Below are 15,988 nucleotides of genomic sequence, written 5' to 3' on the forward strand. Positions count from 1 at the left end.
CCCCTGGCCGGTTCCGTTGCTCCTGACGTGCTGAAGGTGGGGCGAGGGGGTCGTCCCCGTCGCCCCACCCGTCCCGGCTGCGAACTCCGGTCAGCTGCAGTCGGCGCTCGTCTTCTGCTGGATGCCTGCTGCGGCGCTGGCCTTGAACGAGCCCGTGCCCTTGGTGCTCTTGATGCAGAACGACCACGTCTCGGCCGTGGCTGTCGTCCCGATCCCGGACACCAGGCTCACGTTGGGGCTCACGTTGTTCGTCACCACGCCGCCGACGGTCCACTGGCCACCGGTCTGCGCAAGGGCCGGAACGGTGGTGTTGTCGACGTACCAGGTGGCGACCTCGGTGGCGAGCACCTTGGTGTCCGATTCGGCGGCCGCGTTCTGGGCCTTCTTCTGCTGGTTGAGATAGACGGGAATTGCGATGGCCGCGAGGATCCCGATGATGACGACGACCACGAGAAGCTCGATCAGGGTGAACCCCTTCTCCTTCTCGTTGCTGGACACGCGGATCTGAGTGACCACTGAAAGGCTCCCATGCGGGTTGGTGTATGCGTCGGTGTGACCCGCCGGGAACCTTCTTGTGTCCCGACTGACATCGCTATCGACTCGGGAGATGTCGGGCTTGAGCACTTTCGGGTGAACATTCTCCGGGTCCCTCGATGTGGTGACGGCAGTCAGGACATGACGTTGAAGATCTCGAAGATCGGCAGATAGAGCGCCACGATGATCGAACCGATCAGCGCGCCGAGAATGGCGATCATGAGCGGCTCGATGAGCGAAGTGAGCTGCTCGGTGGTCGCCTCCACCTCGGCGTCGTAGAACTCGGCGATCTTCTCCATCATCTGGTCCAGTGCCCCCGTGTCCTCGCCGACGGACATGAGCTGGACCACCATGGGCGGGAACACCGGGTGATTCGACAATGGGCCGGTCAGCGGCAGCCCCGTCCGCACGGACTCGCCCACGTCGTCGACGGCCCGCTCGATCACGACATTGCCGCTGGTCTGGCCGACGATCTCCAGCGCCTGGAGAATCGGGACGCCGGCGCCGAGCATCGTCCCGAAGTTCCTGCTGAACCGGGCGACGGCGACCTTGCGGAAGAGTTGGCCGAACACCGGCAGCTTCAGTTTCAACGGGTCGAGGGCGTTGCGGACCGCGCTGTCGTTCTTGTGCCTGCGCCACCAGAGCCCGCCGGCGACGGCCACCAGCAGGAGCACGGGGGCGGCCCACGTCATGACCTCGGACAGGACGACCAGGAACTGTGTGGGCCAGGGGAGCGCGCTGTCGAAGCCGGCGAACATGTCCTCGAAGATCGGCACGATGAAGAGCAGCATGCCGATCACGGCGAGGATCGCGAAGGTGAAGACCACGATGGGATAGGTCATCGCCGACTTGATCTTCCCGCGCAACTTCGTCTCGGCCTCGAAGTTCTTGGCCAGCGACTCGAGTGCCTGGTCGAGGAAGCCGCCGATCTCGCCGGCCCTGATCATGTTCAGCATGAGGGGCGGGAAGATCTCCGGGTGTGCGCCGAATGCTGCCGACAGGGCGGTGCCCTTCTCCACGTCGTCGCGCACCTGCTGCAACACCCGGGCGAGCTTCTTGTTCTCCGTCTGCTCGGCGAGCACGCCCAAGGAGCGCAGCAGCGTCAGGCCCGCGCCGATCATCGTCGACAACTGGCGCGCCATGACCGCCAGGGCCTTGAGTTCCACGCGCTCGCCGAGGCCCGGGATGGAGATCTCGCGCTGCAGCCCGCTGACCTTGACCTCCCGCACATCGATCGGCGTGAGGCCTCGCGCGCGCAGCCGGTTCCCGACGGCGGACTGGCTGACCGCGTCGATCCGTCCCTTGACCAACCGGCCGGACGAGTTGCGGACCGTGTACTCGTAGGTCTTCGGGGTGGGGGCCGTGGTGTCCGCCCCGGGCACGCCGGTCGTCGTCGCCACGATCAGGTCCCCGGAACGAAAGCGGAATGGCGGGTGTCGCCGCGGGAGAGAGGGATGCGCGACAGGGGGGACCGCCCGGTCAGGCGCGTGAAGTCGTCGGCATTGCGGCAGGTGTCCAGCCCGGTCTCGAACGTGATGTGCCCTGCCGACACGAGCTTGGCCAGCTGCTGGTCCATGGTGGTCATGCCCCAGTCAGCCCCCGCCTGCATCGCCGAGTAGATCTGATGGGACTTGCCTTCGCGGATGAGGTTGCGGATCGCGGGCGTGGCGACCAGCACCTCGGCTGCCACGACTCGGCCAGTACCGTCGGCGCGCCGGCACAGGGACTGGCACACGACCCCCTGCAGCGAGCCGGCGAGCTGGGCCCGCACCTGCTGCTGCTGATGGGCCGGGAAGACGTCGATGACGCGGTTGATGGTCTGTGCGGCGTCCTGGGTGTGCAGGCTCGCCAGGACCAGGTGGCCGGTCTCCGCCGCGGTCAGCGCCACGGAGATGGTCTCCAGGTCGCGCATCTCGCCCAGCAGGATGATGTCGGGATCCTGGCGGAGCACGTGCCGGAGCGCGGCACCGAAGGAGTGGGTGTCCGACCCGACCTCACGCTGGTTCACCAGGGATCTCGCGTGCCGGTGCATGAACTCGATCGGGTCCTCGATCGTCATGATGTGGTCCGCGCGGGTCCGGTTGGCGAGATCGATGAGGGACGCGAGCGTCGTGGACTTGCCGGATCCGGTCGGTCCCGTGACGAGGACGAGCCCGCGCGGAAGGCCGGCGAAGGTGTGCACCACCGACGGGAGGCCCAACTCCTCGAGCGGCTTGATCTCGTTCGGCACGGCGCGGATCGCGGCGCCCACCGAGTCGCGCTGCCGGTACACGTTGACCCGGAACCGGCCCACGCCGCGCAGCGCGTGGGCGAAGTCCAGCTCGAGCTCAGCCTCGAACTTCGCACGCTGCTGCTGGTCGAGCACGCTGTAGAGGGTTCGCTGGATCACCGCCGAGGTCAGGACCGGCAGGCTCGTCAGCGGGTGGAGGGTGCCGTGGATCCGGACAACGGGTGGCGAGCCGGCGGTCAGGTGCAGGTCGGATGCGCCGGACGCGACCAGGTGCCGCAGCGCCGCGTCGAGGTCGATGTCACCGGCCTCGGGGTGGGTGTCGCCGGGTGTCTCGCTCACGTGCACGTCTCCTGTCCCTCGCCGCGCGCGGTCGGGCCACGCCGTCCACCGGTCGATGATCGATCCCTCACCTGTTTCAGCTGACCACGCGGAGGACTTCCTCGATCGACGTCTCGCCCGACCGGACCTTGGCCCAGCCGTCCTCGCGGAGGGATGACATGCCCTGGTCCCGGGCCGTCCGGGCGATCTCTGCGCTGGAGGAGCGGTTGACCGCATGCCGCTCGATCTCCTCCGTCACGGTCATCACCTCGTGGACGGCGAGGCGGCCGTGATAGCCGGTTCCGGAGCAGGCCGAGCAGCCAACCGGCCGACACAGCTTGGGCAGCTCCTGGCCGGGCTCCCACGGAAAGCCCACCGAGGCGAGTTCTTCGGGGTCGGCGGCGTAGCCCTCCTTGCACTTGGCGCACAGCCGCCGAGCCAGTCGCTGGGCCACCACGCAGCCGAGTGCGGACCCGATGAGGAAGGGCGCGATCCCCATCTCCACCAGTCGGGTCACGGCGCTGGGAGCGTCGTTCGTGTGCAGCGTCGACAGGACGAGGTGGCCCGTGAGCGCGGCCTCGACGGCGATCTGGGCGGTCTCCCGGTCGCGGATCTCGCCCACCAGGATGACGTCAGGATCCAGCCGCAGGATGGAGCGCAGTGCGCTGGCGAACGTCAGGCCTGCCTTGGGGTTCACCTGCGCCTGGTTGATCCCGTCGAGTCGGTACTCCACCGGATCCTCGACCGTGATCACGTTGATCTCCGGGCGGGACACCGCGTTGACGGTGGCGTACAGGGTCGTGGACTTGCCCGAGCCGGTCGGCCCGGTGACCAGGATCATCCCGTAGGGCTTGGAGTACGCGCGTCGGTAGGCGGCCAGGTTCTGGTCGCGGAACGAGAGCTCGCTCAGCTCCAGGTTGGCGGTGGAGTTGTCCAGGATTCGCAGGGCGACCTTCTCTCCCCACACGGTCGGCAGCGTCGCCACCCGGAGATCGATCTTGCGCCCTTGGTGGACGACGGACATCCGACCGTCCTGGGGTTTGCGCCGCTCGGAGATGTCGAGCTCACTCATGATCTTGATGCGCGACACCACCCGCGCCTGCATGTGCTGGGGTGCGTTCTGCATCTCGTGCAGAACCCCATCGATGCGGTAACGGACCCGCAGACCGTGCTCGGCCGGCTCGATGTGGATGTCGGATGCGCGGTCCCGGATGGCCTGAGTCACGAGCAGGTCCACGTACCGGACGATGGGTGCGTCGTCGTCGACGAACTTGCCCATGGTGCTGAGGACATCCACCTCCATGACCTGTGTCGCCGCCTGGAACGACGAGGACAAGCCGTCGATCTCGTCGTCGGCGCGGCAGAACCGCTCGATGGCGCTCACCAGGTCCTCGCGGCTGGCGATGATCGGGATGACCCGCATGCCGGTCGCCGTCGACACGTCGTCGACCGCGACCACGTTCCCCGGGTCGGACATCGCGAGGACCAGAGACGACGCTTCGGTTGCGACCGGCAGCACGCCGTACCGTCGGCACAGGGCCGGGGGCACCAGGGAGACCGCTCTGGGATCGACCGGGTAGTCCGACAGGTCGATGAAGTCCATGTCGACCTGGCTGGCCAACGCCGCCACCAGCTGGGCCCCCGTGATCATCCCGAGGTCGACGAGAATGCCACCGAGCGTCTTGCCGCGAACCGACTGCTCGCCCAGCGCCGACGCGACCTCGAGCTCCGTCACGAGGCCCTGCTCGACCAGGATCTCTCCGAGCTGCTTCATCAGTCCCCCGTGGATCCTGAGCCGGCCGCGCACGTGCGCACCGCTCGCTCCACTGCCTCATCGGCGGGTGTGCGGACTTTCCTTACCCCCGACCTGCAGTGGGGTTGGAAACGTGACACGACGTGAGGAAGCCCTCAGGCCGGGTGGCCCCGCGGCGGACGAGCCGGACTCGGCGAGGTGACCCTCCACGCCGCAGGGACACCTCGACCGCAGCCTGCTCCTCCGGGACGGCTGCTCATCCGGGACGGCGGGTCCGCCGGCCCGGCCCGGCCCGGGCAGCTCAGCGGGGGGCGACGGACGAGTCGGCCTGTACGCCGGGTTCTGTCCCCGGGCGCCTCGCGGCGTCCCGATGAGCGGCCATCCATCTAGGCCTGCCGTTGCCGACAGGCTCGAGCGGTCCACCCGCAGGCTCGGGCGGGCAGCCCTCGAACGCCTGCGCAGGACGGCGGCGGACCGCCGTCCCTTTTCGACCTTGCTCCGGGTGGGGTTTACCGAGCCACACCGGTCACCCGGTGTGCGGTGGTCTCTTACACCGCCGTTTCACCCTTACCAGTGCACGCACTGGCGGTCTGTTCTCTGTGGCACTTTCCCGCGGGTCACCCCGGGTCGCTGTTGGCGACCACCCTGCCCTGTGGAGCCCGGACGTTCCTCGGCGGCAGGGTCTCCCCCACCGACGCGACCGCCCAGCCGACTCGTCCGTCGTGCCGGCAGCCTACCCCCGCCGCTCAGGCCGGCTGCGGCTCAGCCCCAGTAGAGCCGGAAGCCGACCTGGCGCCCGCCGTCCTCGGTCAGGGTCGCCATGTCGACCTGCCGGCGTGCCTGCTCCTCCACCGGGTCGTCGGACAGCGCCTCAAGGTAGCGGCGGTGCTCGACGAGGGAGGCGACGGCGGTCTCGACGCCGGCGCTGACGTCGACCACGTGCGGCGGCGGGTACCCGACCGCGTGCACGGCGACGTACTGCACCCCCGACCACGGCGTCTCGGTCAGGTCGGGGAAGATCCACTCGTTGCCCGCGTCGGCCACCGCGTCCAGCAGCGACCGGGTCAGCGCCCGGTGGTCGGCGGAGTTGAGCGCGCCGGGGGTGACCTCCGGCGGGGTCCAGGTGTCCCCGCCGTGCATGACCACGACCAGGTCGGGCCGGTGCCGGCGCAGTGCCCCGGCGAGGTCCCGGCGCAGCTGCAGGTCGGCGACGAGCACGCCGTCGGAGTGGTCGAGGAACTCCACCTCCGAGACGCCGACGACGGCGGCCGACCGGCGCTCCTCCTCCTCGCGCAGCGGACCGGCCTCGGCCGGGGACAGCCCGGCGATGCCCGCCTCGCCGCGGGTGGCCAGCAGGTAGTGCACCTCCTTGCCCGCCGCCGTCCACGCCGCGACCGCGGCCGCGGGGCCGTACTCGATGTCGTCGGGGTGCGCGGCGACGACGAGGGCGCGCTGCCAGTCGTCGGGGAACGGGGCGGGAGCGGTGGCCATGTCCGGAGTCTGCCCGCTCAGCGGGCCGGGGCGGTCTCCGGCTCCGCCGCCCGCGGCCCGCCCTCGCTCGGGGCCGGGGCGCGCACCAGCCACAGCACCAGGAGCCCGCCCACGATGCCGGCGCCGCCACTGACCAGGAAGACCTCCCGCAGCCCGCTGGCGTAGGCGCTGCCCAGCAGGTCGGCGAGGCCGGCCCGGTCCGCGGGGGGCGCCGAGCCGACGAGCTGACCGGCCTGGCCGGCGGTCAGCGCGGAGGCGGTGTCCGCGGGGTCGGCTGCGCCGGCGTCCCGGAGCACGCCGGCCGCCTGCGCGGTGAAGACGCTGCCGAGCACCGCCACGCCCAGGGCGAAACCGAGCTGCCGGGCGGTGTTCACCGCACCCGAGGCCATCCCGCTGCGCTCGCGCGGCACTGCGGCCAGCGCAGAGGACGCCAGCGACGGGTTGGCCACCCCGACCCCGATGCCCAGCACGGCCAGCCCCGGGACCAGGACCCGCCACGAGGAGTCGGCCTGCACGAAGGCCATCAGCAGCGCGGCCACACCGATGACGACCAGCCCGCCGCCGACCACGAACCGCGGGGGCAGCGTCTGGAGCCAGCGCCCGGCGAAGGCGGCCACGACGAAGCTGAACGCCGAGAGCGGGATGAACACCAGCCCGGCCTGCAGCGGTGAGAGCCCGAGCACCGACTGCAGCCACAGCGAGATGTAGAGGCTGCCGCTGAACGCCGCGGCGTTCAGCAGGAGCGCGCCGAGCATGATCCCGGTGAAGGAGCGGTTGCCGAACAGCCGGACGTCGAGCATCGGCGCCGGGCGACCGCGCTCGACGCGCACCCAGGCGGCCAGCACGAGGACGCCGGCGGCCAGCGGGCCCCAGGCGACCGGGGCGCTCCACCCGTCGGCGGCGGCGCGCACGAGACCGAAGACGATCCCCGAGGCGCCGAGGGTGAACAGCACGATGCCGGGGACGTCGGGCCGCGGGGCGTTCGGCTGGCGCGACTCCTGCACCGCGACGAGGGTCAGCACGACGCCGAACACGCTGATCGGCAGGTTGACGAAGAAGATCCACCGCCAGTCCAGCTCGGTGAGCGCGCCGCCCAGGATCGGGCCCAGGGCCGCGGCCGCCCCGACCACGGCCCCCCAGATCCCGAAGGCGGTCCCGCGGTCGCGCCCCTCGTAGCTGGTGTTGATCAGCGCGATCGTGGTGGCCAGCATGGCCGCCGCCCCGACGCCCTGCACCGCCCGCGCCCCGATCAGCAGCTCAGCGCTGGGGGCGAGCCCGCAGGCCAGCGACGCCACGGCGAAGAGCACCAGGCCCATCAAGTAGACCCGCCGCCGCCCGTACAGGTCCGCGAGCGACCCGGCGCCGAGCACCAGGGCAGCCAGCGCGAGCGCGTACACGTCGACGACCCACTGGAGCTGGCCGAAGCTGGTGTCCAGGTCGGTGGACATGTCGGGCAGGGCGACGTTCACGATCGTGACGTCGATGAGGAGCATGAACGTGCCGGTGCAGATCGCGACCAGCGGCAACCACGAGCGCATGGTGCCACTGTGCAACGGTCCTGGGACGGAACCCGGCTCACCCGGCCCACGGTGACGGGATCCTCCATCTCAGGACCCGTAGTGCAGGATGGCGACCGTGCTCGACGCAGTGGACCGCCAGATCGTGCACGCCATGCAGGTCGACGGCCGGGCGCCGTTCAGCCGGATCGGCGCCGTCCTGGGCGTCTCGGAGCAGACCGTGGCCCGCCGGTGGCGGCGGCTGCGGGCCGACGGCGTGGTCCGGGTGCTCGGGCTCACCACCCCGGAGGCCACCGAGCCCAGCTGGCACATCCGGATGCGGGTGCAGCCGGCCGCCGCGGGCGCCGTGGCGGACGCCCTGGCCCGCCGTCCCGACGTGTCGTGGGTGAGCCTGACCGCCGGCGGCGCGGAGATCACCTGCTCGACGCGGCCCCGTACGACCCGCCAGCGCGACGCCCTGCTGCTGGACCGGCTGCCGCGCACCGTCCAGGTCATCGACCTGGCCGCGTTCTCGGTGCTGCACTCCTACGTCGGCGGCGCCTACGAGTGGACCGACTTCGACGACCCGCTCAGCGCGGAGCAGATCGCCGCCCTGGGCCCGGACTCGTCCCGGGCGGCCCCCACCCCCGTGGTCCTCGACCCGGAGGACGAGCTGCTGCTGGCCGCGCTCGCCACCGACGGCCGGCTCAGCTGGGCCGAGCTCGCCGGGGTCACCGGCTGGTCGGAGAGCCGGGTGGCCCGGCGGGTGGAGGCGCTGCGCTCCGCCGGCGCCCTCTACTTCGACCTGGAGATCGCCACCGAGCTGCTCGGGCACCCGGTGAGCGCACTGCTCTGGCTGGGCGTCGCCCCGCAGGACATCGCCCACGTCGGTGAGTCCCTGGCCCGCGCACCGGAGACCGGGTTCACCGCAGTCGTCACCGGCCCGGCCAACCTGATGGTGGCGGTGACCTGCCGGGACACCGCCCACCTGTACCGCTTCCTCACCGACCGGGTCGGCGCCCTGCCGGTGCGCACGCTGGAGACCTCGACGGTGCTGCGCCGGGTCAAGCAGGCCGGCAGCCTGATGGACGGTCCGCGGCTCACCGACCCCGAGCCGCCCCCGGTCCGCGGCCGCTGATCCGCAGCTTCGATCAGGTCACCTGATCCAGCGCTGTCCCACCGCACCAACGTTGATGCGGTGGGACAGTCTCCGATCAGGTGACCTGATCAACGCTGCGCCCCTCCGCGCGGGCGGGCGACCCGCAGCGCGGCGCTGAGCATCGGCACCTGGAGAGGGATCCGCGCCACCGCGACCGTGAGCCTGGCCGGGTCGCGCCGGAACCTGCGGAGCGTCTGGGCGTGCGCGGGCAGCACGCCGACCAGCACGGCGACCGCGGCCCAGCCTCCGAGCCGGCGGGTCCGCGGGACGGCGAGCAGGGCAGCCGTGGCCAGCTCCGCCACCCCGCTGCCGGTCACCCACGGCCGGGCAGGCCCCAGCTCCGGGGGGATCATCCAGTCGTAGGTCTGCGGCCGCACCAGGTGCACCGCGCCCGACCCGGCCATCCCGACGGCCATCACCAGTGCGCGCACGTCGTCCCTCATGAACCGGACAGTAGGCTCCGCGGCCGTGTCCCCTGTCGACCTGCTCATCGCCGCAGGGGTCGCTCTCCTGGCCGGCGGCATCAACTCGATCGCCGGCGGCGGGTCGCTGATCCTGTTCCCCGTTCTGGTCGGCCTGGGGCTGGGGACGGTCGCGGCCAACGTCACCAACTCGGTCGCCCAGTGGCCCGGGTACATCGGCGGGGTGCTCGGCTTCCGCAAGGAGTACAGCGGTCAGCGGGGCCGGATGATCCGGTTCTCGGTGGTCGCGGTGCTCGGCGGCACGGTGGGATCGGTGCTGCTGCTGACCACGCCGACCGAGGCCTTCGACACCGTCGTCCCGCTGCTGGTCTTCCTCGCCAGCATCCTGCTGGCCTTCCAGACGATGATCACCAAGCGGCTCAAGAAGCAGCCGGAAGGCGTCGTCCACGCCGACCCCGTGTGGCTGTACGTGGCGCTGTTCCTGGCCACCGTCTACGGCGGCTACTTCGGCGGCGCGCTGGGCGTCATCCTGGTCGGCGTCCTGGGGCTGGGGCTCGGCCGGCTCAAGCTGGCCAACGCGATGAAGAGCGCGATCTCCCTGGTCACCGCCTCGGTGACCGTCGTCGTCTTCGGCATCTGGGGCCCGGTGGAGTGGGCCTACGTCGCCGTCTGTGCCCCGGCTGCCCTGCTCGGCGGGTTCCTCGGCGCGAAGGTGGCGACCCGCATCCCGACCACGCCGCTGCGCGTGCTCATCGTCGCGTTCGGCATCGGGGTGTCGATCTACCTCTTCCTCCGCACCTGACCTCAGCTCCCGCTGATCATCGGCGAGTGGCTGCACGGCACGCCGGCCGGGACAGCCGATCGCCGATGATCACCTGCGGGTGGGCCTCACTCGCCGCCGCGGCCGGGCTCGCCGATCGCGATCATCGCCTCGACCGCCCGCCGGGCGCGGGCTGCCGTCTGCGGGTCGACGTCGATCGCGCCCTCGCCGGTGCGCAGCGTGTGCAGCAGCTTCGCCGGGGTGATCATCTTCATGTAGCGGCAGGCTGCCCGGGCGTTCATCGGGATGAACTCGGTCGTCGAGTTCAGCGACCGCAGCTGGTGCAGGATGCCGATCTCGGTGGCCACCAGCACCTGGCCGGCGGTGCTGGCCGCGGCGGCGGTGACCATGCCCCCGGTCGAGAGCACCCGGGTGCGGTCGGCCGGCAGGTCACCGTGGCTGACCAGGTCCAGCACCGAGGTGGTGCACCCGCACTCGGGGTGCACCAGGATCTCCGCGTCGGGGTGGGCGGCGATCTGCGACCGGACGTCGGCCGGGCTGATCCCGGCGTGCACGTGGCACTCCCCCGCCCAGATCGAGATGTTCGACCGGCCGGTCACCCGCTTCACGTGTGCGCCGAGGAACTGGTCGGGCAGGAAGAGGATCCCCTGGTCGGCCGGGATCGACCGCACCACGTCGGCGGCGTTGGACGACGTGCAGCAGATGTCGGTCTCGGCCTTCACCGCCGCGGTGGTGTTGACGTAGCTGACCACGACGGCACCGGGGTGCTCGGCCTTCCACTCCCGCAGCTGCTCGGCGGTGATGCTGTCGGCCAGCGAGCAGCCGGCGGCGTGGTCGGGCAGCAGCACGGTCTTGTCCGGCGACAGGATCTTCGCCGTCTCGGCCATGAAGTGGACGCCGCAGAAGACGATCTCGCGGGCGTCGGTCTCGGCGGCGACCCGGGAGAGGTACAGCGAGTCGCCGGTGAAGTGGGCGACGTCCTGGATCTCGGGGACCTGGTAGTTGTGCGCCAGGACGACGGCGCCGCGCTCGTCGGCCAGCCGGCGGACCTCCGCCGCCCACGTCTCGTACTCGGCGGCGGACATGGTGCGCTCATCGGCTGGCACGGTGCGGTCAGCGGCGGCGACGGTCGCGGTCACAGAGCTCCTCAGGAGGCCGGGTCGGGTACCGGTAGGTCCAACAGTGCGGGCCGGGAACGGCTTCCCGGGCGGTCAGCCGAGGTGGGAGGTGTCGTTCACCAGCCGCACCGAGGTGCGGCCGTCGGAGGACCAGGTGACCGTCGACAGCGACGCGGCCTCCAGGAACACCCGGTGCACGATCTCGTCCCCCACGCCCAGGCCGGCGGCGAGCAGGAGCTTGATCGGGGTCACGTGGCTGACCAGCAGCACCGTCTTCCCGGCGTGCCGCTCCAGGACCCGCGCCCGCGCCCGGGCGACCCGGGCGGAGACGTCGGCGACCGACTCCCCGCCGGGCGGGCGGACGTCGGTCGCACCCGACCAGCGCCGGAACGCCAGCGGGCTCTTCGCCTGGGCCTCGGCCGCGGTGAGGCCCTCCCACGCGCCGAAGTCCAGCTCGCGCAGGTCGGTGTCGACCTCGACCGGGACGCCGAGCACCTGCGCGGCCGCCTCGGCGGTCTGCCGGGTGCGCTGCAGCGGGGAGCTGACGATCACGTCGATCCCCCGCCCGGCCAGGTGCCGGGCCGCGGCCTCGGCGTCCGCGCGCCCGAGCTCGGACAGCGGCAGGTCGCTGCTGCCACTGAACCGACGCTCCGGGGTGTGCTCGGTGCGCCCGTGCCGCAGCAGGTGGGTCACGGTGACGACGACCGGCGCCGGCTCGGCGGTCGGCTGGGTGTCGTCCTCGACCACCACCGGTTCGGTGGCCAGGTCGCGACGCACCGGCTTGCCGTCCATCGCGCTGTTCGCCAGCGCGTCCGCGGCGCCGTTCTGCGCCCGCGGGATCCAGGTGTAGCGCACCGAGCCGAGCTGCCGGGCGATGTCCCGGGCCTGCACGGCGAGCTTCTTCATGTCCGGGTGCTTGATCTGCCAGCGGCCGGACATCTGCTCGACGACCAGCTTGGAGTCCATCCGGACCTCGACGCTCGAGCTCGGGTCGAGGTCGAGAACCGCCTGCAGCCCGGCGACCAGACCGCCGTACTCGGCGACGTTGTTGGTGGCCCGGCCGACGGACTCGGCCCGCTCGGCGAGCAGCCGGCCGGTCTCGGCGTCCTTCACCAGCGCGCCGTACCCGGCCGGCCCCGGGTTGCCCCGCGACCCGCCGTCCGCTTCGACGATGAGTCGGCGGCTCACAGCCCGGACTCGGCGGTGCGGACCAGGACCCGGTTGCAGTTCTCGCAACGCAGCACGGTGTGCGGGTCGGCGTTGCGGTAGGAGGCCAGCTCGGTGCCGTAGAACTCGATCCGGCAGCCCTGGCACTGACGGGCCTTCAGCTCGGCGGCGCCGGTGCTGCCGGTCTGCGCGGCGACCCGGTCGTAGACCTTCAGCAGGTCGGCCGGGACGGTGGCGGCGATCTCGTCGCGCTTGGCCTGGTGCTGCTGGGTGGCCTCGGCGATCTGCGCCAGCGCCTCGTCCCGCCGCTGCTCGGCCTGCTCCTGGTCGGCCTGCGCCCCGGCCAGCCCGCCCTGCGCCGTGGCGAGGGCGGAGTCGGCGGTCTCGCGGCGCTCCATCAGCTCGAGCACCTGGTCCTCCAGGTCGCCCTGCCGGCGGTTCAGCGACTCCAGCTCGTGCTGCAGGCTGGTGATCTCCTTGGGGGTGGCCCCGCCGGAGTCGATCCGCGACTGGTCGCGGGCGGCCCGCTGCCGGACGGTGTCGACGTCGCCCTCCAGCCGCTTCTGCTCGCGGTCGAGGTCTCGCACCTCGGTCTCGGCCCGGACGACGTCGTCGAGGAGGGCCCGTTGCGCCTCCTGGGCGGCATCGACGGCGGCGAGCTCGGGAAGGGTGCGCTTGCGGTGGGCGAGTTGCGCGAGGGCGACGTCCTCCGCAGCGAGGGCCAGCAGCTTCTGCTGGTCGAAGTGGTCAGCCTGCACGGGCTCAACCTACCCGCGCCGCGGGGGCCGCCGGACCACCCGGCCCGGCCCGCCCGCAGCGACTCGGACCCGGTGCGGTCAGCGGCGGGGAGGGCCGTCGACCCGGAACGTCCACGGGTCGGTGCGCCGGCCGGACACGGTGACCTGGACCTGCCCGCCCAGGTCCAGGTGCAGCAGGTCGGCGGCGACCGGCAGCCACGGCCACTCCGACGCGTAGTGCGCCACGTCGCAGAGAGCCGGTCCCGGGACCTCGGCCGCGTCGACCGCCGGGTGGTGCTTGACGTCGCTGGTCAGGAAGACGTCGGCGCCGGCGTCGGCGGCCGCGGCCAGCAGGGACCCGCCGCTGCCGCCGCAGACGGCGACGGTGCGCACGGGCCGGCCGGGGTCACCGACGACCCGCACGCCCCCGGGTGTGGCGGGCAGCGCGGCGGCCACCCGCTCGGCGAACCGCTGCAGGCTGGTCGCCTCTCGGAGCACCCCGACCCGGCCGAGCCCGGCCCCGGGGGCGGCCGCCGGTTCCAGCGGCACCGGGTCCACCAGCCCCACGGCTGCGGCCAGCGCGTCGTTGACGCCGTGGCCGGCGGCCCGGTCGGCGTTGGTGTGCGCGACGAACAGCCCGATGCCGGCACGGACCAGCCGGTGCACCAGGCGGCCCTTGGGATCGTCGGCGGGCACACCGTGCACCGGGGTGAGCAGCAGCGGATGGTGGGTGACCAGCAGGTCGGCGCCCAGGTCGATCGCCTCGTCCACCACGGCGGACGTCGGGTCGACGGCGAAGAGCACCGAGCGGACCACCTCGGCGGGGTCCCCGCACACCAGCCCGACGGCGTCCCACGGCTCGGCGAGCGCCGGGTCGTACCGGGCCTCCAGCGCGGCGGTCACCGCACCCAGGGGGCGGCCGGAGCCGCTCGGCTCCCCCATCGCCGGACCGCTCATCGCCCACCTCAACACCGCGGCTGCCACGGGAGGGGACTGTAGGGCAGCGCCCTCCCCGGCCACCGCCGTCACCGGAGGCGGACCGGCCCGGCCCCGATCGGGGTGCGCAGCAGCAGGTAGGGGTACCGGCGCTGGTCGACGCCGCCGGCATAGCGGGCCTGCCGGTGCAGCTGGTTGGCGGTGACGTAGAGGTGCCCGTCGGCGGCCACCGACATGGTGTCCGGCCACAGCAGCCGGGGGTCGTGCACGACGGTCTCGATCGTGCCGTCGGGGCGGCGGCGCAGGATCGCGTTCTGCTCCCCCGCGGTCGCGTAGAGGTTGCCGGCGTCGTCGGTCTCCAGCCCGTCCCCGGCGCTGCCCTTGTCGCCCTCGTCGACGACGGTCGCCGCCACCGCGTCGTCGTCCAGGCTGCGGTCGACCAGCGCATCGGTGGCCACGCTGTACCAGTGCCGGGCGGCCAGCGGGCAGTACCAGAGCCGCGCGCCGTCGGCGGAGATCGCGATCCCGTCCGAGCCCATCGCCACCGGCTGCGGCTCGGCGTCGGGCTCGGGCTGCTCCAGGAACGGCCGGCCCTCCACCATGAGCAGCAGCTCCGGCGGCACCTGCGCCTTGGTGGAGGGGTGGTCGCGCAGTCGGCGCCAGGAGTCACCGGTGGCCAGGTCGACCACGATGATCGCGTTCTCGCCGGAGTCGGCGGAGTCGGTGATGTAGGCGACCCCCGCCTCGCCCCGGCGCAGGTCGAACCGGACGTCGTTGAGGTACGTCGTCTCCAGGGCGGTCTCCCGCGGGAGGACGATCGTCTGCACGACGGTGTCGGTGCCCAGGTCGATGCAGACCAGCTTCGGGCCACCGATCTGGGTGGGCTGGAAGAGCGGGGAGCCGGTGTCGAGCACCCAGAGCCGGTCGGCCGGGTCGACGACGATGCTCTGCACGCTGACGAAGGCACCTCGGTCGTCGTCGCCGGAGGGCGAGTTCCACGCCTCGTCGGGGAAGGCGACGACCTCGCCGTCCCGGATCTCGGCGACGGTGGCGCGCACGTCGTCGCCCCACTTCGGGAAGTTCACGAAGACCCGGCCGGTGTGCGACACCGAGACCCCGGTCGGCATCGGCCCCTCGGTGAAGGCGTGCACCACCTCCAGCTCACCGGAGGTGCGGTCGGTCTGCAGGTCGGCGGCGCTCGGTGTCATGGACCCGTTGTGCCCCGCCCACCGTCGGCTGCAACCTCAGGTGGTCGGCCGGACCATCGCGACCCGGGGCCCGTGCCGGTCGAGCCCCAGCCCGGTCTCCCGGCGGCGCAACGCCTGCAGGCCGGGGGTCAGCTCGGTGGTGACCGCCCAGCCGTGCCGGGCGTAGAACGGGGCGTTCCACGGGACGTCGGCGTAGGTGAGCAGCGTGACCCGGTCGGCTCCGTGGCGCCGGGCCGTGTCCAGGGTGGCGGCCAGCAGCGCGGTGCCGATCCCGCGCCGGCCGTGCGCCGGGTGCACCGACAGCTGCTCGAGGTGGACGGCGCCGTCCACCAGCTCCAGGACGGCGAACCCGGCCACCGGGCGGCCGGCGACCAGCACCCGCCAGGCGCGGGCGCGTTCCTCGGCGGGCGCCGGCGGTGGGAGGTCGGTGATGCCCAACGGCCAGAACAGCTCGTCGGCCGCGGCCTCCACCGCCGCCAGCTCGGCCAGGTCCGCATCGTCGGCGTCGCGCACCTGCCCACCGGCCGACATGTCGACACCCTGACACGTCGACGTGTCGATTCCCGCGCTCTTTCTGGTCCGACGCCGAGTGCGCAGTACTGGTCGACGACACGCGCCGACACGCCGGAGCGGGCGGC

The 15,988-nt window shown here is 72.3% G+C and carries 15 protein-coding genes and 1 other RNA gene; 2 read left to right on the top strand and 14 right to left on the bottom strand.

Annotated features, from left to right (window positions below; genetic code table 11):
* Positions 1–90: 90 nt before the first annotated feature.
* The 7 genes from O2W20_RS22700 to O2W20_RS19425 form a co-directional block, all read right to left on the bottom strand.
* The gene (locus tag O2W20_RS22700) at positions 91–498 is read right to left on the bottom strand and encodes a type II secretion system protein (RefSeq protein ID WP_331254127.1); all 408 of its coding nucleotides are present in this window, start codon (positions 496–498) and stop codon (positions 91–93) included.
* Positions 499–668: 170 nt separating this feature from the next.
* Positions 669–1,916: a type II secretion system F family protein gene (locus tag O2W20_RS19400; protein ID WP_269171543.1), complete on the bottom strand. Its 1,248-nt coding sequence runs from the start codon at positions 1,914–1,916 to the stop codon at positions 669–671.
* 20 nt (positions 1,917–1,936) lie between these two features.
* Positions 1,937–3,103: a type IV pilus twitching motility protein PilT gene (locus tag O2W20_RS19405; RefSeq protein WP_269171542.1), complete on the bottom strand. Its 1,167-nt coding sequence runs from the start codon at positions 3,101–3,103 to the stop codon at positions 1,937–1,939.
* A 76-nt stretch (positions 3,104–3,179) separates the two neighbouring features.
* Positions 3,180–4,889, bottom strand: a complete 1,710-nt coding sequence (locus tag O2W20_RS19410; RefSeq protein WP_269171541.1) for a GspE/PulE family protein — start codon at positions 4,887–4,889, stop codon at positions 3,180–3,182.
* Between the two features lie 261 nt (positions 4,890–5,150).
* An RNA gene (gene rnpB, locus O2W20_RS19415) (RNase P RNA component class A) lies at positions 5,151–5,551 on the bottom strand.
* A gap of 46 nt (positions 5,552–5,597) precedes the next feature.
* Complete coding sequence (locus O2W20_RS19420; RefSeq protein WP_269171540.1) at positions 5,598–6,326, bottom strand: PIG-L deacetylase family protein; 729 nt, start codon at positions 6,324–6,326, stop codon at positions 5,598–5,600.
* 17 nt (positions 6,327–6,343) lie between these two features.
* On the bottom strand, positions 6,344–7,864 hold the full coding sequence (locus tag O2W20_RS19425) for an MFS transporter (protein WP_269171539.1): 1,521 nt from the start codon (positions 7,862–7,864) through the stop codon (positions 6,344–6,346).
* 97 nt (positions 7,865–7,961) lie between these two features.
* Here O2W20_RS19425 and O2W20_RS19430 point away from each other — a divergent pair, with 97 nt between their 5' ends.
* Entirely contained in the window at positions 7,962–8,960 is a 999-nt protein-coding gene (locus tag O2W20_RS19430; protein ID WP_269171538.1) for an Lrp/AsnC family transcriptional regulator, read from the top strand.
* A gap of 89 nt (positions 8,961–9,049) precedes the next feature.
* Here O2W20_RS19430 and O2W20_RS19435 read toward each other — a convergent pair whose 3' ends face one another.
* Positions 9,050–9,424 carry a DoxX family protein gene (locus O2W20_RS19435; protein ID WP_269171537.1) on the bottom strand — a complete coding sequence of 125 codons (375 nt, stop codon included), beginning with the start codon at positions 9,422–9,424 and terminating at the stop codon, positions 9,050–9,052.
* Between the two features lie 25 nt (positions 9,425–9,449).
* Here O2W20_RS19435 and O2W20_RS19440 point away from each other — a divergent pair, with 25 nt between their 5' ends.
* Positions 9,450–10,205, top strand: a complete 756-nt coding sequence (locus tag O2W20_RS19440; protein WP_269171536.1) for a sulfite exporter TauE/SafE family protein — start codon at positions 9,450–9,452, stop codon at positions 10,203–10,205.
* 86 nt (positions 10,206–10,291) lie between these two features.
* On the opposite strand, the gene nadA is transcribed toward O2W20_RS19440, so the two are convergent.
* The 6 genes from nadA to O2W20_RS19470 form a co-directional block, all read right to left on the bottom strand.
* Entirely contained in the window at positions 10,292–11,323 is a 1,032-nt protein-coding gene (gene nadA, locus O2W20_RS19445; protein ID WP_269171535.1) for a quinolinate synthase NadA, read from the bottom strand.
* Positions 11,324–11,395: 72 nt separating this feature from the next.
* The gene (locus tag O2W20_RS19450) at positions 11,396–12,490 is read right to left on the bottom strand and encodes a bifunctional RNase H/acid phosphatase (protein ID WP_269171534.1); all 1,095 of its coding nucleotides are present in this window, start codon (positions 12,488–12,490) and stop codon (positions 11,396–11,398) included.
* Positions 12,487–13,227 carry a zinc ribbon domain-containing protein gene (locus O2W20_RS19455; RefSeq protein WP_269171533.1) on the bottom strand — a complete coding sequence of 247 codons (741 nt, stop codon included), beginning with the start codon at positions 13,225–13,227 and terminating at the stop codon, positions 12,487–12,489. Before O2W20_RS19455 ends, O2W20_RS19450 begins: the two co-directional genes overlap by 4 nt.
* A gap of 78 nt (positions 13,228–13,305) precedes the next feature.
* Positions 13,306–14,163 (bottom strand): Nif3-like dinuclear metal center hexameric protein, encoded by an 858-nt coding sequence (locus O2W20_RS19460; protein WP_269171532.1) that lies wholly within the window; start codon positions 14,161–14,163, stop codon positions 13,306–13,308.
* A 68-nt stretch (positions 14,164–14,231) separates the two neighbouring features.
* Complete coding sequence (locus O2W20_RS19465) at positions 14,232–15,350, bottom strand: L-dopachrome tautomerase-related protein (RefSeq protein ID WP_269171531.1); 1,119 nt, start codon at positions 15,348–15,350, stop codon at positions 14,232–14,234.
* A gap of 36 nt (positions 15,351–15,386) precedes the next feature.
* Positions 15,387–15,881 carry a GNAT family N-acetyltransferase gene (locus tag O2W20_RS19470; RefSeq protein ID WP_269171530.1) on the bottom strand — a complete coding sequence of 165 codons (495 nt, stop codon included), beginning with the start codon at positions 15,879–15,881 and terminating at the stop codon, positions 15,387–15,389.
* Positions 15,882–15,988: the final 107 nt, after the last annotated feature.

The sequence above is a fragment of the Modestobacter sp. VKM Ac-2982 genome (assembly GCF_026967935.1).
Lineage (GTDB): Bacteria > Actinomycetota > Actinomycetes > Mycobacteriales > Geodermatophilaceae > Modestobacter.

Excerpts from the sequence above, each read along its gene's own strand:
- O2W20_RS19420 (WP_269171540.1), bottom strand. The coding sequence starts at position 6,326 with ATGGCCACCGCTCCCGCCCCGTTCCCCGACGACTGGCAGCGCGCCCTC.
- O2W20_RS19425 (WP_269171539.1), bottom strand. The coding sequence starts at position 7,864 with ATGCGCTCGTGGTTGCCGCTGGTCGCGATCTGCACCGGCACGTTCATG.
- O2W20_RS19435 (WP_269171537.1), bottom strand. The coding sequence starts at position 9,424 with ATGAGGGACGACGTGCGCGCACTGGTGATGGCCGTCGGGATGGCCGGG.
- O2W20_RS19460 (WP_269171532.1), bottom strand. The coding sequence starts at position 14,163 with ATGAGCGGTCCGGCGATGGGGGAGCCGAGCGGCTCCGGCCGCCCCCTG.
- O2W20_RS19465 (WP_269171531.1), bottom strand. The coding sequence starts at position 15,350 with ATGACACCGAGCGCCGCCGACCTGCAGACCGACCGCACCTCCGGTGAG.
- O2W20_RS19470 (WP_269171530.1), bottom strand. The coding sequence starts at position 15,881 with ATGTCGGCCGGTGGGCAGGTGCGCGACGCCGACGATGCGGACCTGGCC.